The sequence below is a fragment of the Ensifer sp. ENS03 genome, assembly GCF_014852035.1.
GTDB lineage: Bacteria > Pseudomonadota > Alphaproteobacteria > Rhizobiales > Rhizobiaceae > Ensifer > Ensifer adhaerens.
The window spans coordinates 848,586-869,180 of sequence record NZ_JACVAV010000002.1 but is presented as its reverse complement, the minus strand read 5'-3'; the positions used below and the strand labels follow the sequence as shown (position 1 = coordinate 869,180).

Here is a 20,595-nt window from a genome sequence, read left to right as displayed (position 1 = left end):
GCTTCACCGGCAAGAATTCGCCAAAACGAGGGAACAGTTAATGTCGAATTTGCCGTCGCACGCACGCGTCGTGATCATCGGTGGGGGAGCGATTGGGGCTTCCTCGCTTTACCACCTTGCCAAGGCCGGCTGGACCGACTGCGTGCTTCTGGAAAAGAACGAGCTGACGGCGGGCTCCACCTGGCATGCCGCCGGCAACGTGCCGACTTTCTCGTCCTCCTGGTCGATCATGAACATGCAGCGCTATTCGGCGTCGCTCTATCGTGACCTCGGCGCGCTCGTCGACTATCCGATGAACTATCACGTCACCGGCTCGATCCGGCTCGGCCACTCCAAGGAGCGGCTGCAGGAGTTCAAACGCGTCGTCGGCATGGGGCGCTACCAGGGCATGGATCTCGATATCCTGTCGCCCGACGAGATGCGCGCCCGCTATCCCTTCCTCCAAACCCACGAGCTGACCGGCGCGCTCTACGATCCCTATGACGGCGACATCGACCCGGCGCAGCTGACCCAGGCGCTCGCCAAGGGTGCGCGCGACATGGGCGCCAAGATCATCCGCTTCTGTCCGGTCACGGGCGCGCGCCGCGAAAACGACGAATGGGTCATCTCGACGCCGCAGGGCGAGATCCGCTGCGAATACGTCGTCAACGCCGCCGGCTATTATGCCCGCGAAGTCGGCAAAATGTTCGGCCGTGACGTGCCGATGATGGTGATGAGCCATCAGTATATCCTGTTCGACGAGATCCCGGAGCTTGCCGCCTGGTCGAAGGAGGCGGGCCACAAGCTGCCGCTGCTTCGTGACGTCGACAGCTCCTACTATCTCCGCCAGGAGAAGAACGGCATGAACCTCGGCCCCTACGAGCGCAACTGTCGCGCCCACTGGGTAACGCCCGACGACCCCATGCCGGAAGACTTTTCGTTCCAGCTCTTCCCGGACGATCTCGACCGGCTGGAATGGTACCTGAACGACGCCGTGGAGCGCGTGCCGATCCTCGGCACGGCCGGTCTTTCGCGCATCATAAACGGCCCGATCCCCTATGCACCCGACGGTAATCCGCTGATCGGCCCGATGCCGGGCGTGCCGAACGCCTTCGAAGCCTGCGTCTTCACTTTCGGTATCTGCCAGGCGGGTGGCGCCGGCAAGGTGCTCGCCGAATGGATCACCGAGGGCCAGACCGAGTGGGACATGTGGTCCTGCGATCCGCGCCGCTACACCGACTACACCGACCAGGATTATTGTATCGCCAAGGGCATGGAGATCTACGGCCACGAATACGCGATGCACTTTCCGAAGCATTACTGGCCAGCCGGGCGCGGCAAGAAGTTATCGCCGATCCACGATCGCATCGCCGCACTCGGCGCCCAGTTCAAGCCCTATAACGGCTGGGAGCGTGCGATGTGGTACGCCAAACCAGGCGATGACACCTCGGAAGAGGCGACGCAGACCTGGGGCCGCGAAGGGCCTTGGGCCAAGCGCATCGAAGAAGAGTGCCTGGCCGTGCGCGATGCCGCCGGCATTCTCGACCTGCCGGGCTTCTCGCGCTTCCGGGTAAAGGGTGAGGGCGCGACCGCATGGCTCTCCGGCCTCATCACAGGCCGCGTGCCGAAGCCTGGGCGCATCGGCCTGGCCTATTTCGCCGACGACAAGGGCCGGATCGTTACCGAGATGTCGGTGATGATGCTCGACGAAGACTTCTTCTTCCTCATCACCGCCGCAACCGCGCAGTGGCACGATTTCGAATGGCTGATGAAGCACCGGCCGGCCGACGCCGCCTTCACCATCGACGACGTCACCAAGTCCTTCTCCTGCCAGATCCTGACCGGGCCGAAGTCGCGCGCGATCCTCGCCGAGGTCAGCGAAGCGGATCTCGCCAAGGGCTGGCTCACGCACCAGACGGCGCAGATCGCCGGGCGCTATTGCCAGCTCGTGCGCGTCTCCTTCGCCGGCGAACTCGGTTGGGAGATCCATACCAAGGTCGAGGATACGGCCGCCATCTTCGACGCCGTCTGGGCGGCCGGTCAGAAGCATGGCCTCAAACCCTTCGGCATGGAAGCGCTCGACAGTCTGCGCATCGAGAAGGGCTACCGCGCCTGGAAGGGCGATCTGTCGACCGACTACACCATCCTGCAGGGTGGGCTGGAGCGCTTCGTCGACTGGGGCAAGCCCGGCTTCAATGGCAAGGCGGCGCTGGAGCGGGAGAAGCAGCAGGGCGTTTCCAAACGCTTCGTGACGCTGACCGTCGCCGCCGACGGCTGCGACGCGCCTTACATGTCGACGCTCTGGTCCGACGGCCAGGTTGTCGGCGAGACGACCTCGGGCAACTGGGGCTACCGCGTCGGCAAGTCGATCGCGCTCGGCATGCTGCGCGCCGACCTTGCCGTGCCCGGCAAGGAAATCGAGGTCGAGATCTTCGGCGATCGCTTCAAGGCGACGGTCGAGGCGGACCAACCGCTCTGGGATCCCTCCAATGAAAGACTGCGCGCATGAGTAAGCCCATTCCCTCGAAAGCCCGCGCAGTCATCATCGGTGGCGGCGTCTCCGGCTGTTCCGTCGCCTATCACCTCGCCAAGCTCGGCTGGACAGATGTGGTGCTGCTTGAGCGCAAGCAGCTGACCTCCGGTACCACTTGGCATGCGGCCGGTCTGATCGGTCAGCTTCGCGCCTCGCAGAACATGACGCGGCTCGCGAAATACTCGGCCGACCTCTACGTCAAGCTCGAGGCCGAAACCGGCATTTCCACCGGCATGCGCCAGAACGGCTCGATCACCGTGGCACTGACGGAGGAGCGCAAGGAGGAGATCTATCGCCAGGCGTCGCTGGCGCGTGCCTTCAATGTCGACGTGCGCGAGATCACGCCTGACGAAGTGAAGGCGATGTATCCGCACCTCAACACCTCGGATGTGAAGGCGGCGGTGCATCTGCCGCTCGATGGCCAGTGCGACCCGGCCAATATCGCCATGGCGCTCGCCAAGGGTGCCCGCCAGAACGGCGCGACGATCATCGAGGGTGTCAAGGTGACCTCCGTCCTGATGAAGGACGGCCGGGTCACCGGCGTCACCTGCGAGCAGAACGGCGAGAGCTACACGATCGAGACCGATCATGTCGTCAACTGCGCTGGCATGTGGGGCAGGGAGTTTGCGCGGCAATCCGGCGTCACGGTGCCGCTGCACGCCTGCGAGCATTTCTACATCGTCACCGAGGCGATCCCGGAGCTGAAGCGCCTGCCGGTTCTGCGCGTGCCGGACGAGTGCACCTACTACAAGGAAGATGCCGGCAAGATGCTGATCGGGGCCTTCGAGCTCAAGGCCAAGCCCTGGGGAATGGACGGCATCCGCGAGGATTTCTGCTTCGACCAGTTGCCGGACGATTTCGATCACTTCGCGCCGATCCTCGAAATGGCGGTCAACCGCATGCCGATGCTGGAAACGGCTGGGATCCATACCTTCTTCAACGGCCCGGAAAGCTTTACGCCCGACGACCGCTACTATCTCGGCGAAGCGCCTGAGGTGAAGGGATACTGGGTCGCGGCCGGCTACAATTCGATCGGCATCGTTTCCTCGGGCGGCGCCGGCATGGCGCTCGCCCAATGGATGAACGACGGCGAGCCGCCCTTCGATCTCTGGGAGGTGGACATCCGCCGGGCGCAGCCGTTCCAGAAGAACCGCGCGTATTTGAAAGACCGCGTCTCGGAAACGCTCGGCCTGCTCTACGCCGACCATTTCCCCTATCGCCAGATGGCGACCGCGCGCGGGGTGCGCCGTTCGCCGCTGCACGAGCATCTGAAAGCCCGCGGCGCTGTCTTCGGTGAAGTCGCCGGATGGGAACGCGCCAACTGGTTTGCGAAGGAAGGCCAGGAGCGCGAGTACCGCTATTCATGGAAGCGGCAGAACTGGTTCGAGAACCAGAGGGACGAGCATCTTGCGGTGCGAAACGGCGTCGGCCTGTTCGACATGACCTCCTTCGGCAAGATCCGGGTCGAAGGGCGCGATGCGCTTTCCTTCCTGCAGCGGCTCTGCGCCAACGAGATGAACGTCGAGCCCGGCCGGATCGTCTATACCCAGATGCTCAACGCCCGCGGCGGCATCGAGAGCGACCTGACGGTGACGCGGCTGTCGGAAACCGCCTTCCTGCTGGTCGTGCCCGGTGCCACGCTCCAGCGCGACCTCGCCTGGCTGCGCAAGCATCTGACGGACGAGTTCGTGGTGATCACTGATGTCGGCGCTGGCGAAAGCGTGCTCTGCGTCATGGGGCCGAAGGCGCGTGAGCTCATGCAGAAGGTGAGCCCGAACGATTTTTCCAACGCGGGGCATCCGTTCGGCACGGCGCGCGAGATCGAGGTCGGCATGGGCCTCGCCCGCGCCCACCGCGTCACCTATGTCGGCGAGCTCGGCTGGGAGCTCTATGTCTCGACCGACCAGACGGCGCATGTGTTCGAGGCGCTGGAGGCGGCGGGGCAGGACCTGGGCCTCAAGCTCTGCGGCATCCACACACTGGATAGCTGCCGCATCGAAAAGGCCTTCCGCCATTTCGGCCACGACATCACCGACGAAGATCATGTGCTCGAAGCCGGGCTCGGCTTTGCGGTCAAGGCCGACAAGGGCGATTTCATCGGCCGCGAGGCGGTGCTTGCCAAGCACAATCGCGGGCTTTCGCGCCGGCTGGTGCAGTTTCGGCTCGCAGATCCCGAGCCGCTGCTCTTCCACAACGAGGCGATCGTTCGCGACGGCAAGATCGTCGGCACGATCACGTCAGGCAATTACGGCCACCACCTCGGCGGCGCCATCGGCCTCGGCTACGTGCCCTCGGAAGGCGAGAGCGCAGAGGACGTGCTCGGATCAAGCTTCGAGATCGAGATCGCCGGAACGCGGGTGAAGGCGGAGGCGTCGTTGAAGCCGATGTACGACCCGCGGGCGGAGCGGGTGCGGATGTAGGCAGGCGTTGGGTGGCGTGCCTGGCGCTTGAGACAGCCCCTCACCGCGCGGATGAGGGGCCCTTCGAGGCACAACGAAAATACGCGTGCCGGATCGCGGGTTTCCGGTCTTCTTTCTGGAGTTCAGTCCATGCTCGCATCGGAGCTTAAGGATACGACAGTTGCGGGCGACCGCATCGATCAGCTGGTCGCCGGCCATCGTCCGGGCCATGGGCTTGCCCGCGCCTTCTACCTCGACCCGGAGATCTATGAACGGGACCTAGAGCGGGTTTTTCGGCGTCACTGGCATTGCGTCGCCCATGAAAGCGCGATCCCCAACGCCAATGATTTCGAGGTCTTCCGCATGGCCTCCGAGCAGGTGATCGTCACCCGTACGGCAAGCGGCGAGATCCATGCGATGCTCAATGTCTGCCGTCATCGCGGGGCCGAGGTCTGCACCAAGGACAAGGGCAATGCCCGTGCCTTCGTCTGTCCCTACCATGCCTGGACCTATGGCAATGATGGCGCGCTGAAGGCGGCGCGGCTGATGCCCAAGGACTTCAAACGCGAGGACCACGGCCTGAAGAAGCTCAACGTGCGTGTCGTCGAAGGACTGATCTTCATCTCCTTTGCCGCCGAGCCGCTTGATTTCTCCGAGGTCGAGCGCCTGCTGCATGCGACCTGCGGGCAGTATGGCTGGGGATCGGCGAAGATCGCCCATCGTCAGAGCTATGCGATCGACGCCAACTGGAAGCTTGCGGTCGAAAACTATGTCGAGTGCTACCATTGCGGGCCGGCGCATCCGGAATATTCCGAAACCCATGCGCTGGAACAGCCGCTGCACCTGATCGAGGAACTGAACGCCAGGATGGAGGCGCGCACCTGCGCGCTCGGCATCGAGGTCGCCTCCGGCAATCACTGGCAGAATTCCACCGGCGGCAAGGAGACCATTCATGCCTTCCGCTACGCGCTCTATGATGGCGTCCAGACCGGCAGCAAGGACGGGCAGGCGCTGAGCACGCTGATGGGCCGCTTCACCGATTTCGACGGCGGCGTCACCTCGATCCATCTGGGTGGCACCACCTTCCTCGTCTGCTATCCGGACCACGGCATGATCTACCGCTTCATCCCGAAGACGGCCGAAACCTCGGAGATGGAGCTGATCTGGCTCGTCGACGGCAAGGCCGAGGAGGGGCGCGACTACGATCTGGAAAAGCTCACCTGGCTCTGGAAGGTGACGACCGACGAGGACAAGGCGATCATCGAGCACACGTCGCGCGGCGTGCGTTCGCACTACTTCGTGCCAGGCCCAATCGCGCCGATGGAGCAGAACGAGCTGCGCTACATCAACTGGTATCTCGACGAGATCAGCCGGCCGGCCTGAGCGGCAAGCTGCAGGCAAATCGCGTCGCCGGTGCAAGTGTGCCGGCGACGCATTTCGTTTGCCTAGTCCCGCCGGTTGAAATGCGTCCTCAGCGCCACATGCGTCTGCACCGTCGCGACGCCCGGGATGATCGATATCTGGCGGCGGATGGTGTCGAGATCGCCGTTGGAGGCGCACTCGACCAGCACCATCAGGTCGGTGGCGCCGGCGAGCGACCAGCAGGTGACGATGGGCGGCATGGCCGAGAGATGCGGCACGATATGGTCGCAGTTCTTGCCGGGCTGGAAAGTGATCGCGATCAGCGATTTGACGGTCGGGCTCTGGTCTTCGATGCCGAGGCGGATGGTGTAGCCGGCAATCACGCCCTTGGATTCCAGCCGTCGCAGCCGGTCATGGGCCGCGCTGCGCGAAAGGCCGCTGTGGCGGGCCAGTGCCACCAGGCTCTGGCGCGAATCCTGTCTGAGAGCCGCCAAGAGCAGGCGATCCTTTTCATCGATTTCCGTCAAAACGTCGCCTCCTTGTCGCCATTTCCGGACATATGTCCGGTCAGGCGTCATCATGTCCAGTGAAATCGGACGATAGGCAAGATAGCGTCTCCCTACAACCAAGGAGCCTTGCCATGCCCAAAATGAGTGTCCCCGACAACGCCGTGCTGCTGCCGATCGACATGCAGCAGGCCTTTGACAGCGCCCCCTGGCCGCGTCGCTGGAATGAGGCGGTCGACAGCAACGGCCTTGCGCTTCTTGCCGCCTGGCGGGCAAGCGGTCGACCAGTCATTCACGTGCGCCACGACAGCGTCATGCCCGGCTCGACGCTTTCCCTCGGCGCGCCCGGCAACGGCTTCCGGCCGGGCTTCGGACCGATGGGAGACGAGGCACTCGTCACCAAGGGCGTCAACGCCGCCTTTATCGGTACCGACCTCGACTTGCGCCTGCGTCGTCTCGGCGTCGAGACGGTCGTCGCCTTCGGCATTTCTACCGACATGTGCGTCTCGACCTCGGTGCGCGTCGGCGCCAATCTCGGCTACCGCATGATCCTCGTCGAGGATGCCTGCGATTGTTTCGACCAGCCGGACGGCGAAGGCGGAGTGATCTCGGCGCGGGAAATCCACCGCGCCCACGTGGCGACCTTGCGGGCGGAATTTGCCGAGGTGTTGTCGACGGCGAAGCTCGTCGAGGCGTTGCAGCGACCGGCAGCGGCTTGACGGTCGGGCGCGGGCAGACGGGGCTACCGTTCAGGTGCTTCCGCTCCCGCGCCGCCGACTACCGGTTGGCGCCGCGGACTTCCTGGATCTCGGTCGTCCATTTCGGCGCCGTCAGGCTTTCGCCCTCGCGGTTGGGGAAGGTGAGGAAGGTTTCGAACGAACGGCTCTGGCCCGCCGGCACGCGGGCGAGGATGAGTGCGGTGTCGTTGCCGATCGTCTCGCAATTGCCGTCAGGGCAGTTTTCGAGCGTTACCGCGAGGCGGAAATATTCGAGCAGTTGCGGCCCTTTGTTCGTCACCGTGCCGCGCAGCCGGAAGCTTCTCTCCGGCTGGCTCTGTTCGAAGGTCAGGCCTTCGAGGGCAACGTCGGCGGCCGTGAGGCCGGCCGGTTGGGTCGTCTCAACGGGCGGCGGCGCGGCCGGCGTGCGACCGTCGCGGTCGGCAAACCAGATGATGAAGGCGACGAGCAGGCCGAGCGCCACGGCGACGGAGAGGATCGGTTCGGCCCAATGACGAAAGCGGCTGAAGCGCGCTGCCAGATACACGACGACAAGACCCAGCGGTAACGCGATCAACCATAGCATCAAGATCCTCCTCAACCCCGCATCATTCCTTGGTCCGGAATCGACGCAACAGAGAAATCGTGCAGCCGATCAACGTGTTACAGCGACGCTCGCCTTTTGGAACGGCGCGCTACACCGCCTGGCCTTTATATAGGGTGGGCGCCGACTGGCAACACGCCGGGGCGTCGGACGAAAGGAAGCACCCTGACGAATTGGTGAACACGCGTGACGATACCGTGTGGGTCCGCGCTCGCGTGTGCAGGACGTCGCCCTATCTGGCGGGTGTCAGGTCCACCCAGTAGGTGCCCTCGAAGGGCACCGCGGCGAAGCGGGCGTTGATCTCGGCAAGGCTCTTCTGGGGGTCGAGATCGCCGAACAGATCCGGCCGGATCCAGGTGGCGAAGGCTTCGGCGGCGACGATGTTGAGCGGGATCGCATTGAAGAAGTTCCAGAGACCGTGCACGCGCTTTTCCTCGACGGCGCGGATGGTCTTCAGCGCCGGCGCCTCGATGGTGCGGGCCAGCGTCTCGCGCGCTTCATCTTCGCTGACGCCGGGGCCGATCGAGAGCGTGCCGTATTTGCCGCCGGGCGAGGAGGTGGCGATATAGATTTCCGGATTGGCGGCCATGATCGCCTCGGCGTTGACGGTCCCGCCCGGCCGCGGCAGCACGCCTTCGGCAAAGTTGCGGCCGCCGGCCACCGTCAGGAATTCGCCGAGACCGCCGGTGCCATAGGCCCAGCAACAGCGGTCGGGTTGGGGGAAGGCGTCCATCAGCACCAGCGGGCGCGGTTCCGGCTTGGCGGCGATGCGGTCGCGGATCAGCTTGAGCTTGTCCTCGTAGAACCGGGCGAAAGCTTCTGCCTGTTCGTCCCGTTCGAGGATGCGGCCGAGCAGACGCATCATGCGCGGCGTGCCGGTCAGCGCGTCGTTGTTGAAATCGACCACCAACACGGGCACGCCGATGCCGGTCAGATACTCGATGGCGCGCCTGCCGGACTCGGTGTCGGATTGCCAGTTATTGAGCAGCGCGAGATCGGCCTTCACCGTCAGCAGCGTCTCGAAGGAGAGGCCCGGGCCGGTGCCATCGTCGATCTGCGGCACGTCGGCGATATCAGGAAACTTACGCCGGAAGCTCTCGTAGATCTCGGGGTTGTCGGTCTTCATGTCGCCGGACCAGGCCGCAAGCAGGCTGACGGGATCGGGATGGATGAGCGACAGGGCGACGAGATTGAAGCCGCTTCCAAGCAGGATCGCCTTCGGCTTTGCCGGTATCGTCACCTCGCGGCCGACCGCATCGGTGACGGTCATCGGCCAGTTGCTTTCGGCGCGGGCGGAGACAGCAAAGAGCAGGGCGGTGATGAAAACGAGCGTCAGCCGCAGGGCGGCCGGGAAGAGGAAGCGGGAAGACAAAACCTATTGGTTCCTTTGGCTTGGGAGGGCGCAGAGGCTGCCGCAGCTCGGGACGCCGGGCAGCAGATAGCGCAGGCAGCAGATCTTGCGCCGGCAGACACGGGCGCCATCTTCCTCCTCGTGCCGCAGGCAATCGAAGAAGGGATTGGGTGTGCCGTCCGGCAGGGACTTGCTGCCGATCAGCGCGTCGGCCTGCGCGTTCAGCGGCTCGATGCCGGAGGCGCGCAGCGCATAGTCGATATAGACGAGCGCATTGTTCCAGGCGAGCTTCGGGGCGATGCCGCCGACGGACTTGAGATAGCTGACGACCTCACGCAGATGCCCCTGCATCAGGGGGGCAAGCGTGGCGAAAACGTCGCTATCGTCCGCTTTCTGCCAGTCGCCCGGTGTGGCGACACCGAAGGTTCGCGGCAGGCCATCCTCGGCGAGCGCCACCTTCATCTGATCGAAGGCGACGGGCAGCACCTGATCGTCAAGCACGCGCGCGACGAGATAGGGAATGGTGAGGCTCGAAAAATAGTAGAGCGACCACATGGAGGCGACGGCACGGCGGTCGCTGGCGCCGGATTTCTCCGTGTAGATATCGAGCGCGCGGTCGAAGGCGCCGGAGGCAAAGAAGTCCGGCAGCGCCATGCCGTCGGAAAGCTCGTCCGAGAGCACCATCTTCTCATTGCACCAGGCATGGGTGCCGGCAAAGGCGGCCGACAGCGCCTTGGGGCCGCCTGTCGCGACGACCGGTTCGGACACGGCCGCCGTCAAGACGTCACCCGCGCGCGGGTAAGCCCGATCGGGAATGGAGCCTTGGAAGAACGCCGTCCTGCAAGCATGCGATACCTTCTGAGCGTGGTCAGAAACTCATAAGGTGATCGTGTTACTCAAGATTTTTTCCGGTGCAAGTCATTTATGAGTTTTGTATTCATGATTTGAAGCCAAGAGACGACGGCCGGAAGCCGAAGCCTGCGGCCATCGAAGCGGCGAAACCGCCGCTCGGCTCGTCTACTGCATCAGACCGAGCTGCTTGTAAAAGCCGAGCGCGTCGTAATAGTCGTTCTGGGCGGCGATCTTGCCATCCTTGACGGTGAAGACCGAGGCGCCGGTGAACTTGAAGCTCTTGTTGGTCGCGGCCGTGCCGTCGGCCCAGGCGCCCGAATTGGTGCCGGAGAACTCCCATTCGAAGGAGACCTTGTCGCCGCTAGCGATCGGATCACCCTTCATGGTCCAGACGGCATCAGGCACCGCGTTCAGGAAATTGTCGATGACGCCGGTCTTGGCGGCATCCTTGCCGGTGACCGGCTTGCCGACCGACGCGTCGTAATAGGTGACGTCATCGGCGAAGTAGGATGCGGCCTTGCTCGAGTCATGGGCATTCCAGGCCGCGACATAGGCCGCGACCACATCCGGCGCCGCGTCGGCGGCAAACGCCGCCGGCGTGAGCACGAGGGCGCTGAGGCCGAGGGCTCCAGCGGCAACAAGCAATTGACGACGGTACATCGCAAACTCCTCCCGTTTATTTCGTTTGCATGCATTCTCCGCGCCCGGGCGGTGAGCCTCAGCCGTGGTTGATCATGATGTGGCGAACGGCGGTGTAGTCCTCGAGCGCGTAGACCGACATGTCCTTGCCGTAGCCCGACTGCTTGACGCCGCCATGCGGCATCTCGTTGGTCAGCATGAAGTGGGTGTTGATCCAGGTGCAGCCGTATTGCAGGCGGGAGGCGGCCTTCATCGCCCGGGAAATGTCCTTGGTCCAGACGGAGGAGGCGAGGCCATAGTCGCTGTCGTTGGCCCAGGCGACGGCATCGTCCTTGCCGGTGAAGCGGGTGACGGAGACGACGGGGCCGAAGACTTCGCGGCGCACGATCTCGTCTTCCTGCGTGGCGCCGGCCACAACCGTCGGCTGGAAGAAGAAGCCGTCCGAGCTGCCGGCGGCACCGCCGGTGGTGATCTCGATGTGCTTCTGGTCGGCGGCGCGCTCGACGAAGCTCGCAACGCGATCGCGCTGGCGGCGCGAGATCAGCGGGCCGATCTCGTTTTCGGTGTCGTCGGCGAGGTTGTAGCGGATGGTCGAGACCGCCGAGGTGAGGTCGGCGACCAGCTTCTCGTAGATACCGGCTTCGGCATAGATGCGGCAGGCGGCGGTGCAGTCCTGGCCGGCATTGTAATAGCCGAAGGTGCGGATGCCGTTGACGACCGCTTCGAGGTCGGCGTCGTCATAGACGATGACCGGGGCCTTGCCGCCGAGCTCCAGATGGGTGCGTTTCACGGTCTTGGCGGCCGCCGCCAGCACTTTCTTGCCGGTAGCGATATCGCCGGTGATCGAGACCATCGAGATCTTCGGGTGGTTGATCAGCGCGTTGCCGACGGTTTCCCCGCGGCCGCTGACAACATTGACCACGCCTTCCGGCAGGATGTCGGCGAGCACGCGGGCCAGCTTCAGCGCCGTCAGCGGCGTCTGTTCGGATGGCTTGAAGACGACGGTGTTGCCGCCGGCGATCGCCGGCGCCAGCTTCCAGGCCATCATCATCAGCGGATAGTTCCACGGCGCGATCGAGCCGACGATGCCGATCGGATCGCGGCGGATCATCGAGGTGTGGCCGGGCAGGTACTCGCCTGCGGTCGGGGCGTGCAGGTTGCGCACGGCGCCGGCAAAGAAACGCCAGCAGTCGACGATAGCGGGCAGTTCGTCGTTCTTGACCGCATTGATCGGCTTGCCGCAGTTGAGCGCCTCGAGGGCTGCAAAGCCGTCCGCATCCTTCTCGATCGCATCGGCGATCTTCAAGAGATAGTTGGAGCGTTCGGCCGGTGTCGTCTGCGACCAGCTGGTGAAGGCGCTTTCAGCGGCGTCGACGGCCGCCTCGACCTGGGCATGCGAGGCTTCCGGCAGATCGACGATCTTGCCGCCCGTCCGCGGGTTCAGGATGTGTTCGTCGGCCTCGGTGCCGGCCTCGAAGCGCGATCCGATCAGCAGTTGGGTGTCCATGTCTGTTCTCCCTTGATAGTCGAGTTATTTGCCGGCGCCGGCGATCTGGTCGCCGTCGCGGGTGAGGTAGTAGGCGCCGAGGATCGGCAGGAAGGTGACGAGCACCACGACCATGGCAACCACATTGGTCACCGGGCGCTGGCGCGGGCGGATCAGCTCTTCGAGCATCCAGATCGGCAGCGTGGACTGCTGGCCGGCAGTGAAGGTGGTGACGATCACCTCGTCGAAGGAGAGCGCGAAGGCGAGCATGCCGCCGGCAAGCAAAGCCGTGCCGATGTTGGGCAGGATGATGTAGCGGAAGGTCTGGAAGCCGTCGGCGCCAAGGTCCATCGAGGCCTCGATCAGCGAGCCGGAAATCCGCCGGAAGCGCGCGACCGCATTGTTGTATACGACGACGATGCAGAAGGTCGCGTGGCCGAGCACGATGGTCCAGAAGGAAAACGGAATATCGGCCATCGAGAAGGCGGAGCGCAGCGCAATGCCGGTGATGATGCCGGGCAACGCGATCGGCAGGATGACGAGCAGCGAGACCGTCTCGCGGCCGAAGAAGCGCGTCTGGCTGACGGCTGCGGCGCAGAGCGTGCCGAGCACCAGCGCGACCGCGGTTGCGATTGAGGCGACCTTGACCGAAAGCGTCAGCGCCGCCCAGACGTCGGGCCGGTTCCAGGCAACGGCGAACCACTGCGTCGTCAGCCCCGGCGGCGGGAACTGATAGCTCTTTTCCTCCGTCGTGAAGGCATAGAGGAAGATCAGGAGGATCGGCAGGTGCAGGAAGGCGAGGCCGGCGGCGGCCGCAATCTTCAGGCCCATCGGTGAGCGGTTTCGTTCAGAGCGCATCGAAGGCTCCCATGCGTTTGGCGACGAAGAGGTACGCGCCCATGATGACGATCGGGACGACCGTGAATGCGGCGGCCAGCGGGATGTTGCCGGCCGTGCCCTGCTGGGCATAGACGGCCTGGCCAATGAAGAGGCGCGACGAGCCGACGATCTGCGGGATGATGTAGTCGCCGAGCGTCAGCGAGAAGGTGAAGATCGAGCCGGCGACGATGCCGGGAAGGGCCAGCGGAAAGAGCACGTAGCGGAAGGTCTGGGCCGGCGTGCCGCCGAGATCGGAGGAGGCCTCGATCAGGTTGCCGGGCACGCGCTCCAGCGCTGCCTGGATCGGCAGGATCATGAAGGGCAGCCAGACATAGACGAAGACGATGAAGGTGCCGGTGTAGCTGACCGAGAGCGAGTTGCCGCCGACCACGGGTAGCGACAGCCAGCCGTCGAGCAGCCACATGAGATGCAGCTTTTCGAAGAACCAGGTGAGGATGCCCTCCTTGGCCAAAATCAGCTTCCAGGCATAGATCTTGACCAGATAGCTCGACCAGAGCGGCAGCATCACGCCGAGATAGAAGAGCACCTTCCATTTCCCCTGTGCGTAGCGCGCGGCGTAATAGGCGATCGGGAAGGCGATGACGGCGGAAGCGACGGTGACGGTCGCCGCCATCAGCACGGTGCGCAGGATAATGTCGAGATTGGTTTCGCTGAGCAGTTGGCGATAGGTCGCGAGCGTGAACTCGTAGTTGATCAGGCCCGAGAAATCGTCGATCGAGAAGAAGCTCTGGAGCAGAAGCGCAAACAGCGAGCCGAGATAAACGACGCCGAGCCAGAGCAGCGGCGGGGCGAGCATGATCAACAGAAGCAGATGCGGGTGCTTCCAGAAGAAGTCCGACAGGCGGCCGGCGGGGCCTCGGCGTTCAGGCAGAACGAGGGGTTCGGCAAAGGCGGTCATGCGTCCTCCATCGGGTGCAGCTCGTTTGCGGCAAAGCTGATGGTGACGGGGCTGCCGAGCGCGGGCACGGCGAGCGCTGCGGGGCTGGCGACCGCGACGCGGGCGCCATCGACATCGACGACGACACGGTTGACGGCACCGAGGAAGCTATGGGCCGAGACGGTGCCCGAGAGGCTGAGCGCGCCATCTACCGGCTGGGCGAGGACGATCGCTTCGGGACGTAGGCTCGCAAAGGGTGCCTTCAGCCCGAGCCGCTGGCAGAGCTTTTGCGGCAGCACGTTGGACGAGCCGACGAAATCTGCGACAAACCGCGTCTTCGGCTGCTTGTAGACGTCTTCCGGGCTGCCAAGCTGCTGGATGCGGCCATCGTTGAAGACGGCGATGCGGTCGGCCATCGACAGCGCCTCGCCCTGGTCGTGGGTGACGAAGACGAAGGTGATGCCGAGCGACTTCTGCAGGCTCTTCAGTTCCTCCTGCATCTGCTCGCGCAGCTTCAGATCGAGCGCGCCGAGCGGCTCGTCGAGGAGCAACACCTTGGGCTTGTTGACAAGTGCCCGGGCGAGCGCCACGCGCTGGCGCTGGCCGCCGGAGAGTTGCCCGGGACGGCGGGTGCCATAGCCCGGCAGCTTGACCATGGCGAGTGCGTCCTCGGCCGCCTTGCGCCGCTCCTCGCGGCCGACACCCTTGACCATCAGCCCATAGGCGACGTTGTCGAGGATCGAGAGGTGCGGGAAGAGCGCGTAGTCCTGGAAGACGGTGTTGACGCTGCGGCGATAGGGCGGCACGCCCTCCGCCGTTTCGCCGAAGATCTCGATATGGCCGCCGGTCGGCTGCTCGAAGCCGGCCATCAGGCGCAGGCAGGTGGTCTTGCCGGAGCCTGAGGGGCCGAGCATGGCGAAGAACTCGCCCTCGGCAATCTCGAGGTTCACGCCATCAACGGCGCGCACGGCGCCGAAGTGGCGGGAAACATTGTCGAAGAGAACGGCGGTGGTCATTGTATGGCTCCGGGAAATGTGGCCCCTCATCCGCCCTGCCGGCGTCTTCTCCCCGCAGGCGGGGCGAAGGGGACGTGCGGCGGGCGTCTTGCCTCAAGTTCACGCCCTACGGTTTGGCCGAGGGCGTTCCCTCTCCCCGCGTGAGGGGAGAGGGTCAGGGTGAGGGGCAAATGCTTGCGATAGGTCTGACGGCTTAGCGGCCGCCGATCACGCCGATATAGTCGGAGACCCAGCGGTGATAGGGCACGCATTCGCCCTGGCTTTCACACTTCGTCACCGGCGTCTTCCAGAACTTGACCTTGTCGAAGTCCTCGTAGCCGTTGGTCTTGCAGCCGGCGTCGGTCAAGAGTTCGTTGCCCTTGCAGGCCGCACCGACAGACGGGTTGGCGCCGAACCAGGCGGAGACGTCGCCCTGGACCTTCGGCGACAGCGAGTGCTCCATCCACATATAGGCGCAGTTCGGATGCTGGCTGTCGGCGTGCAGCATGGTGGTGTCGGCCCATCCGGTCACGCCTTCTTCCGGAATGGTCGAGGCGATCGGCAGCTTCTCGGCTTCCATCAGGTTGACCTGGAACGGCCAGGAGCCGGAGGCGACGACGCCTTCGTTCTTGAAGTCGTCGATCTGGATCATCGCGTCGTGCCAGTAGCGGCCGACGATCTTGCGCTGGCCGCGCAGCAGCTCGAGCGCTGCCTTGTACTGGTCTTCATTGAGTTCGTAGGGGTCCTTGATGCCGAGTTCCGGCTTGTGCTTCATCAGGTAGTTGGCAGCGTCGGCCACATGGATCGGGCCGTCATAGGCCTGGACGCGGCCCTTGTTGGACTTGCCGTCGGGCAGGTTCATTTCCTCGAAGACGACGTTCCAGCTCTTCGGCGCTTCGCCCTTGAAGGCGTCCTTGTTGTACATCAGCACGTTCGGGCCCCAGACGTAGGGCGTGCCGTAGTGGACGCCATTGACTGTGTACCAGGGCGCGTTCTGCATGCGCTCGTCGATGGTCTTCCAGCTCGGGATGAGATCGGTGTTGATCGGCTGGACGCGCTTGCCGGCGACGAGGCGCAGCGAGGCGTCGCCCGAGGCGGTGACAAGGTCGAAGCCGCCTTCGTTCATCAGCGCCACCATTTCGTCCGAGGTGGCGGCGGTCTTGACCGAGACCTTGCAGCCGGTCTGCTTTTCGAAATCCGTGACCCAGTCATAGGCCTTGTCGGTCTCGCCGCGCTCGATGTAGCCGGCCCAGGCGACGATGGAGAGTTCGCCTTCGCCCTTGCCGAGTTCCTTCAGCGGCTCCTGCGCGAAGGCCGGGGCGACAAGGCCGAGCGACAGGGTCAATGCCGTGCAGGATTTGAGCATCTGCTTCATCTGAATTCTCCCAGTTTTGAGCCGCGTTTTGCGGCTTCGTTCCCAGGATGAAGCGTGCCTTCATTTCACCGTATTCGCAAATTCATTAAACAGAATGTCGCTTTCGGCTTTTCCGATATCGATCACCCGCCGGCACGCCAAAGGTGTGGCCAGTGTCGGGAGAAGACTAATAAATTTAGTGAATTAGCGCGGTCTGGCGCTTCTCAGCGCTTCGGCGATACCGACGAAATCGCGCGCCGATTGTGGCAGGCCGGAGCCCTTGCGCCAGACCATGCCGACCTGCACGACGGGAAGCGCGCCCGACACGTCGCGGCTCTCGATGCGGTCGCCTTCCAGCGACCAGGGGCGGTAGACGAGGTCAGGCAAAAGCGCGATGCCGGCGCCTGTCGCCACCAGGCTGCGCACCGCTTCGACCGAGCGGGTGCGGAAGGCGACATGGGGGCGGGCGCCAAGTGCGGACAAAAGCTTGCCGGTGTTCTCCTCGATTTCGTCCACTGTCAGCATGATCAGCGGTTCCTTGGCGATATCGCTGACGGAGATGATGTCGGCGCTGACCAAGGGATGTCCGATCGGCAGCCACAGGCGATAGGGCGAGGTCTCCAAAATCTCCGCCTGCAGCGCCATGCGGTCGCGCAGGTTGGATATGACCATGACGGCGACATCGAGCTCGCCGCCGATCAGCAGATGTTCGAGATAGGAGCCGTTGTCCTCGATGGCACTGACTTCCACGCCGGGGCAGGCGCGGCGATAGCGGGCGAGCAGATCGGAAAGCACGTAGCCGGCAACCAGCGAAGTGACGCCGAGATTGAGCTTGCCGCCGGTTTCCTCGCGGCTGTCGGAAAAGCTGCGCCGGGCGTCGGAGACATTGGAGAGGATCTTGGTGGCGTGGCGCAGGAACTGGTGGCCGTTGTGGGTGATCGACAGGCCGCGCGGATGCCGGTCGAAGAGCTCGACGCCGAGATCGCCTTCCAGCTCCTTGATCGCCTCGGTGATCGAGGATTGCGAGATCGACAGGTTCTGCGCCGCACGGGTGATCGACCCCTGTTCGGCAACGGCGACGAAATATTGCAACTGTCTGAAAGTGAAGGCCATGGCGAGAGTTAATAGGTGCGAGGCAGGGCTGGCAAGCGGGTGGCCGATGCAACCGGATCGACCGCCGATTTTTTCCCGTCATGTCGGTTTTCGGACAGAGAGCCGGAACGCCGGTGCTAAGCTGCAGGCGACTTCGGGATTGCAGGGAGGACGACGTGGATCAGGTGACCAAGCGGCCGATGCCGACGGAGGAGGGGATCCTCGCCTTTCATCGCCGCTGCGAGGACTTCTATCCCGCCGACGCGGTCGATGCCTCGATCGAACAGCAGCGCAAATGGTATGACGCGCTCTGCGCCGAATTCGATGCGCCGAGCCCGGCCGGGCTGACGCGCATGGATGAACTCGTCGACGGCCGTATCCCGACCCGGCGCTACCGGCCGGCCAAGGTCTCGAGCGAAACGCGCATCTATTACATCCATGGCGGCGGCTTCGTCGTCGGTTCACTCGACAGCCATGATGCGATCTGCGCCGAGCTTGCGGATTTCGCTCAGGCCGAGCTGGTCTCGGTCGATTATCGGCTCGCGCCGGAGCATGTCTGGCCGGCTGCTTTCGACGACAGCTACGCCGTGCTGCAACACCTCCTGTCCGACGGCCGCCCGGTCGTCGTGGCCGGCGACAGCGCCGGCGGCAATCTCACGGCTGGCATCGTTCTCAAGGCACGGGCGGAAAGGCTTTCCGGCATCGTTGGCCAGGTGCTGATCTATCCCGGCCTTGGCGGCGATCTCGTGTCGGGTTCCTATGAGGAGATGGCCGAGGCGCCGGGACTGACGACGGCCGATGTCGGCTATTATCGGGACATCCTGAAAGCGCCGATGGGCAATCCCTTCGCCGCACCGCTGGCGGAAACGGATCTCTCGGGCCTGCCGCCGAGCTATGTAACCGGCGCCTTCTTTGACCCCTTGCGCGACGATGCCCGCATTTATGCGGCGCGGCTTGCCATGGCGGGCGTGAACGTCACCTTCCGCGAGGAGCCGCAGATGATCCATGCGTGGCTGAGGGCGCGGCACATGAGCGAGGGCGCGCGCGAAGGCTTTCGCCGGCTGGCGGAAGGCGTGGCGGTCCTTGTCGGAACGCGTTGACGACCTGCTGTGTCCGTTTGTGAAGCGGGCCTAGCTCTTCGGCTTGAACACCAGCACCGGATTTGCCTGGAAGGCCTCGGGGAACAGGGTTCTCAAGTTCTCGATCTTCGGCAGGTCGTTGTAGACGATATAGGGGTGCGTCGGGTTTCGCGTCAGGAAATCCTGATGATAGTCCTCGGCAGCGTAGAAGCCCTTGAAGGGCGAAACCTGCGTGACGATCCTTGCCGGGAAGGCGGCTGATTTGCCGAGCTGGGCTATATAGGCATCGGCGATCCGCTTCTGTTCATCGGTGATGGTAAAGAGCGCCGATCGATACTGTGGGCCGTGATCCGGCCCCTGATAGTTGAGTTGGGTCGGATTGTGGGCGACGGAGAAGAACACCTGCAGCAGCCGGCCATAGGTGACGTCGCGCGGATCGAAGGTCACTTCCACCGCCTCCGCATGGCCGGTCTTGCCGCCGCTCACGGTTTCGTAGTCGGCGGTTGCCGCGGTGCCGCCGGAATAGCCGGAGACCGCTTTCTTCACGCCCTTAAGGTGCTGGAAGACGCCCTGCACGCCCCAGAAACAGCCGCCGGCAAAGACGGCGATTTCGGTCGAAGCGGATGACTTCTCGTCGAGTGACGGCGGCGGGATGACGACGGCCGGCTCCTGGGCGGCGGCGATGGGCGAAAACGCCAGCAACGCGGCGAAGACCGCGGTCAGTCTTGTGAGGGATCTGTCAGAGGTTTGTACCGACTTGCTGCGCGCCATCGCGTCCTCCCGTCGCCCGGCTCCAGCGCCGGCGTTCGATGACCTCATGTTTTCATGGGATTGGCAACGGTCAAATCGCGATCGCGTGCTTCACGCCAACGTGACGATCCGATACCAGTGGGCAAGCACGAGGCGCCGAGAACGAGGGACGATGACATGGCCGGAGAAACGGATCTCGCGAAACTGCTTTCGACGATGAACCCGGTGCTGTTTCCGCAGACCTACGTCTATTGTACCGTCGCCTATCAGGATCAGGCGCGCTACCAGGCGCTGGAGGCGCTTGCCACCTATCGCGAGGACGAGGGGCTGACCCTGGTCGTTACCCGCGCGGCCGCTGACGAGGCCGGGCTCGCCTATGGTCCGCTGCTTCGCCGCATCACGCTCAACGTGCATTCGGCGCTCGAGGCCGTGGGGCTGACGGCGGCCGTTTCGGCAGCGCTGACGCGCGAGGGCATCAGCGCCAATGTGATTGCCGCCTATTACCATGACCACATCTTCGTGCCGGAAGCGGATGCCGAGCGAGCGCTCGATGCGCTCCGGGCGCTGACCGTCGCCTGACTGGCCGTGTGCGCTCACATGAAGCGTGTGTCGGCGGGCGCGTTGAAGTGGTCGTCATCGCGGCCGTTTTCGTAGATGATCGGCGCCTCGGCGAGTTCCACGTCGCTGACGCCATCGAGGCAGGCGACATTGACCGCGTAGAAATGGCCGATGAAATCCTTGTGGTAGCCGCGCGAGAAGGGCCGGACACCGCAGCGGCTGCAAAAATAATGATCGACGTCGCCTTCGATCCAGCTCGAATTGTCGGCCCGGTAGCTCGTCAGCCGGTCCTTGCTTGACGTGATCTCGAATTCTTCGCGCAGCGCAAATGCCTTCTGCATCCGTGTCTTGGCGCAGAAGGAGCAGTTGCAGCGGCGGATGCCCTCGGCGAGATCAAGCTGGCATTCGAAGGCGATGGCGCCGCAATGGCAGCTGCCGCGATAGAGCTTCTTCATCGGTTTCCTCCCTGGGATTGGACGCAGATCATCGCCCGCCGGCCATATGGCCGGCGCCGCTTGAGATTTGCGCCACTTTGCGTTTCCGGCCCGGCGCCTGGCGCCGGG

General features: G+C 64.1%; 19 protein-coding genes. 6 read left to right on the top strand and 13 right to left on the bottom strand.

What is annotated here, in order from left to right:
* Nucleotides 1-40: 40 nt before the first annotated feature.
* The 3 genes from IB263_RS10930 to IB263_RS10920 all read left to right on the top strand — a co-directional run bounded on the left by IB263_RS10930 (nucleotide 41) and on the right by IB263_RS10920 (nucleotide 6,294).
* A complete protein-coding gene (locus tag IB263_RS10930) occupies nucleotides 41-2,488 on the top strand; it encodes an FAD-dependent oxidoreductase (protein ID WP_192438479.1) in 2,448 nt (815 codons plus the stop codon).
* Nucleotides 2,485-4,932 carry an FAD-dependent oxidoreductase gene (locus IB263_RS10925; protein ID WP_192438478.1) on the top strand — a complete coding sequence of 816 codons (2,448 nt, stop codon included), beginning with the start codon at nucleotides 2,485-2,487 and terminating at the stop codon, nucleotides 4,930-4,932. The genes IB263_RS10930 and IB263_RS10925 overlap by 4 nt, the downstream gene beginning before the upstream one ends.
* Nucleotides 4,933-5,061: 129 nt before the next feature.
* The gene (locus tag IB263_RS10920) at nucleotides 5,062-6,294 is read left to right on the top strand and encodes an aromatic ring-hydroxylating dioxygenase subunit alpha (protein ID WP_060582605.1); all 1,233 of its coding nucleotides are present in this window, start codon (nucleotides 5,062-5,064) and stop codon (nucleotides 6,292-6,294) included.
* A 62-nt stretch (nucleotides 6,295-6,356) separates the two neighbouring features.
* On the opposite strand, the gene IB263_RS10915 is transcribed toward IB263_RS10920, so the two are convergent.
* Nucleotides 6,357-6,800: an Lrp/AsnC family transcriptional regulator gene (locus tag IB263_RS10915; RefSeq protein ID WP_226020607.1), complete on the bottom strand. Its 444-nt coding sequence runs from the start codon at nucleotides 6,798-6,800 to the stop codon at nucleotides 6,357-6,359.
* Nucleotides 6,801-6,913: 113 nt separating this feature from the next.
* Between IB263_RS10915 and IB263_RS10910 the strand changes: the two genes are divergently transcribed.
* Nucleotides 6,914-7,498, top strand: coding sequence for a cysteine hydrolase family protein (locus IB263_RS10910; protein ID WP_060582606.1), 585 nt, complete (start codon nucleotides 6,914-6,916; stop codon nucleotides 7,496-7,498).
* Nucleotides 7,499-7,556: 58 nt separating this feature from the next.
* On the opposite strand, the gene IB263_RS10905 is transcribed toward IB263_RS10910, so the two are convergent.
* From IB263_RS10905 to IB263_RS10860, 10 genes are all read right to left on the bottom strand, one after another.
* Entirely contained in the window at nucleotides 7,557-8,081 is a 525-nt protein-coding gene (locus tag IB263_RS10905; RefSeq protein ID WP_060515871.1) for a hypothetical protein, read from the bottom strand.
* A 250-nt stretch (nucleotides 8,082-8,331) separates the two neighbouring features.
* Nucleotides 8,332-9,441: an ABC transporter substrate-binding protein gene (locus tag IB263_RS10900; protein WP_246811012.1), complete on the bottom strand. Its 1,110-nt coding sequence runs from the start codon at nucleotides 9,439-9,441 to the stop codon at nucleotides 8,332-8,334.
* 33 nt (nucleotides 9,442-9,474) lie between these two features.
* Nucleotides 9,475-10,134, bottom strand: coding sequence for a siderophore-iron reductase FhuF (gene fhuF, locus IB263_RS10895; RefSeq protein ID WP_112771210.1), 660 nt, complete (start codon nucleotides 10,132-10,134; stop codon nucleotides 9,475-9,477).
* Nucleotides 10,135-10,467: 333 nt separating this feature from the next.
* The gene (locus IB263_RS10890; protein WP_060515873.1) at nucleotides 10,468-10,962 is read right to left on the bottom strand and encodes an ester cyclase; all 495 of its coding nucleotides are present in this window, start codon (nucleotides 10,960-10,962) and stop codon (nucleotides 10,468-10,470) included.
* Nucleotides 10,963-11,020: 58 nt separating this feature from the next.
* Nucleotides 11,021-12,448 carry a gamma-aminobutyraldehyde dehydrogenase gene (locus IB263_RS10885; protein WP_034792090.1) on the bottom strand — a complete coding sequence of 476 codons (1,428 nt, stop codon included), beginning with the start codon at nucleotides 12,446-12,448 and terminating at the stop codon, nucleotides 11,021-11,023.
* Between the two features lie 24 nt (nucleotides 12,449-12,472).
* Complete coding sequence (locus IB263_RS10880; protein WP_034792091.1) at nucleotides 12,473-13,285, bottom strand: ABC transporter permease; 813 nt, start codon at nucleotides 13,283-13,285, stop codon at nucleotides 12,473-12,475.
* Complete coding sequence (locus IB263_RS10875) at nucleotides 13,275-14,225, bottom strand: ABC transporter permease (protein ID WP_060515874.1); 951 nt, start codon at nucleotides 14,223-14,225, stop codon at nucleotides 13,275-13,277. Before IB263_RS10875 ends, IB263_RS10880 begins: the two co-directional genes overlap by 11 nt.
* Nucleotides 14,222-15,220 (bottom strand): ABC transporter ATP-binding protein, encoded by a 999-nt coding sequence (locus IB263_RS10870; protein WP_029742593.1) that lies wholly within the window; start codon nucleotides 15,218-15,220, stop codon nucleotides 14,222-14,224. The genes IB263_RS10875 and IB263_RS10870 overlap by 4 nt, the downstream gene beginning before the upstream one ends.
* Before the next feature lie 193 nt (nucleotides 15,221-15,413).
* Nucleotides 15,414-16,574: an ABC transporter substrate-binding protein gene (locus tag IB263_RS10865; protein ID WP_029742594.1), complete on the bottom strand. Its 1,161-nt coding sequence runs from the start codon at nucleotides 16,572-16,574 to the stop codon at nucleotides 15,414-15,416.
* A gap of 183 nt (nucleotides 16,575-16,757) precedes the next feature.
* Nucleotides 16,758-17,666: a LysR family transcriptional regulator gene (locus tag IB263_RS10860; RefSeq protein ID WP_029742595.1), complete on the bottom strand. Its 909-nt coding sequence runs from the start codon at nucleotides 17,664-17,666 to the stop codon at nucleotides 16,758-16,760.
* A 179-nt stretch (nucleotides 17,667-17,845) separates the two neighbouring features.
* Here IB263_RS10860 and IB263_RS10855 point away from each other — a divergent pair, with 179 nt between their 5' ends.
* Nucleotides 17,846-18,745, top strand: a complete 900-nt coding sequence (locus tag IB263_RS10855) for an alpha/beta hydrolase (protein WP_113135695.1) — start codon at nucleotides 17,846-17,848, stop codon at nucleotides 18,743-18,745.
* Nucleotides 18,746-18,775: 30 nt separating this feature from the next.
* On the opposite strand, the gene msrA is transcribed toward IB263_RS10855, so the two are convergent.
* Complete coding sequence (gene msrA, locus IB263_RS10850) at nucleotides 18,776-19,495, bottom strand: peptide-methionine (S)-S-oxide reductase MsrA (protein ID WP_029742598.1); 720 nt, start codon at nucleotides 19,493-19,495, stop codon at nucleotides 18,776-18,778.
* Nucleotides 19,496-19,651: 156 nt separating this feature from the next.
* Here msrA and IB263_RS10845 point away from each other — a divergent pair, with 156 nt between their 5' ends.
* On the top strand, nucleotides 19,652-20,053 hold the full coding sequence (locus tag IB263_RS10845) for an ACT domain-containing protein (RefSeq protein WP_029742599.1): 402 nt from the start codon (nucleotides 19,652-19,654) through the stop codon (nucleotides 20,051-20,053).
* Between the two features lie 14 nt (nucleotides 20,054-20,067).
* On the opposite strand, the gene IB263_RS10840 is transcribed toward IB263_RS10845, so the two are convergent.
* Entirely contained in the window at nucleotides 20,068-20,487 is a 420-nt protein-coding gene (locus IB263_RS10840) for a GFA family protein (protein WP_029742600.1), read from the bottom strand.
* Nucleotides 20,488-20,595: the final 108 nt, after the last annotated feature.

Excerpts from the sequence above, each read along its gene's own strand:
- IB263_RS10855 (WP_113135695.1), top strand. The coding sequence starts at position 17,846 with ATGCCGACGGAGGAGGGGATCCTCGCCTTTCATCGCCGCTGCGAGGAC.
- IB263_RS10885 (WP_034792090.1), bottom strand. The coding sequence starts at position 12,448 with ATGGACACCCAACTGCTGATCGGATCGCGCTTCGAGGCCGGCACCGAG.
- IB263_RS10910 (WP_060582606.1), top strand. The coding sequence starts at position 6,914 with ATGCCCAAAATGAGTGTCCCCGACAACGCCGTGCTGCTGCCGATCGAC.
- msrA (WP_029742598.1), bottom strand. The coding sequence starts at position 19,495 with ATGGCGCGCAGCAAGTCGGTACAAACCTCTGACAGATCCCTCACAAGA.
- IB263_RS10845 (WP_029742599.1), top strand. The coding sequence starts at position 19,652 with ATGGCCGGAGAAACGGATCTCGCGAAACTGCTTTCGACGATGAACCCG.
- IB263_RS10870 (WP_029742593.1), bottom strand. The coding sequence starts at position 15,220 with ATGACCACCGCCGTTCTCTTCGACAATGTTTCCCGCCACTTCGGCGCC.
- IB263_RS10880 (WP_034792091.1), bottom strand. The coding sequence starts at position 13,285 with ATGCGCTCTGAACGAAACCGCTCACCGATGGGCCTGAAGATTGCGGCC.
- IB263_RS10920 (WP_060582605.1), top strand. The coding sequence starts at position 5,062 with ATGCTCGCATCGGAGCTTAAGGATACGACAGTTGCGGGCGACCGCATC.
- IB263_RS10890 (WP_060515873.1), bottom strand. The coding sequence starts at position 10,962 with ATGTACCGTCGTCAATTGCTTGTTGCCGCTGGAGCCCTCGGCCTCAGC.
- IB263_RS10925 (WP_192438478.1), top strand. The coding sequence starts at position 2,485 with ATGAGTAAGCCCATTCCCTCGAAAGCCCGCGCAGTCATCATCGGTGGC.
- IB263_RS10930 (WP_192438479.1), top strand. The coding sequence starts at position 41 with ATGTCGAATTTGCCGTCGCACGCACGCGTCGTGATCATCGGTGGGGGA.
- IB263_RS10905 (WP_060515871.1), bottom strand. The coding sequence starts at position 8,081 with ATGCTATGGTTGATCGCGTTACCGCTGGGTCTTGTCGTCGTGTATCTG.
- IB263_RS10840 (WP_029742600.1), bottom strand. The coding sequence starts at position 20,487 with ATGAAGAAGCTCTATCGCGGCAGCTGCCATTGCGGCGCCATCGCCTTC.
- fhuF (WP_112771210.1), bottom strand. The coding sequence starts at position 10,134 with ATGGTGCTCTCGGACGAGCTTTCCGACGGCATGGCGCTGCCGGACTTC.
- IB263_RS10875 (WP_060515874.1), bottom strand. The coding sequence starts at position 14,225 with ATGACCGCCTTTGCCGAACCCCTCGTTCTGCCTGAACGCCGAGGCCCC.
- IB263_RS10860 (WP_029742595.1), bottom strand. The coding sequence starts at position 17,666 with ATGGCCTTCACTTTCAGACAGTTGCAATATTTCGTCGCCGTTGCCGAA.
- IB263_RS10865 (WP_029742594.1), bottom strand. The coding sequence starts at position 16,574 with ATGAAGCAGATGCTCAAATCCTGCACGGCATTGACCCTGTCGCTCGGC.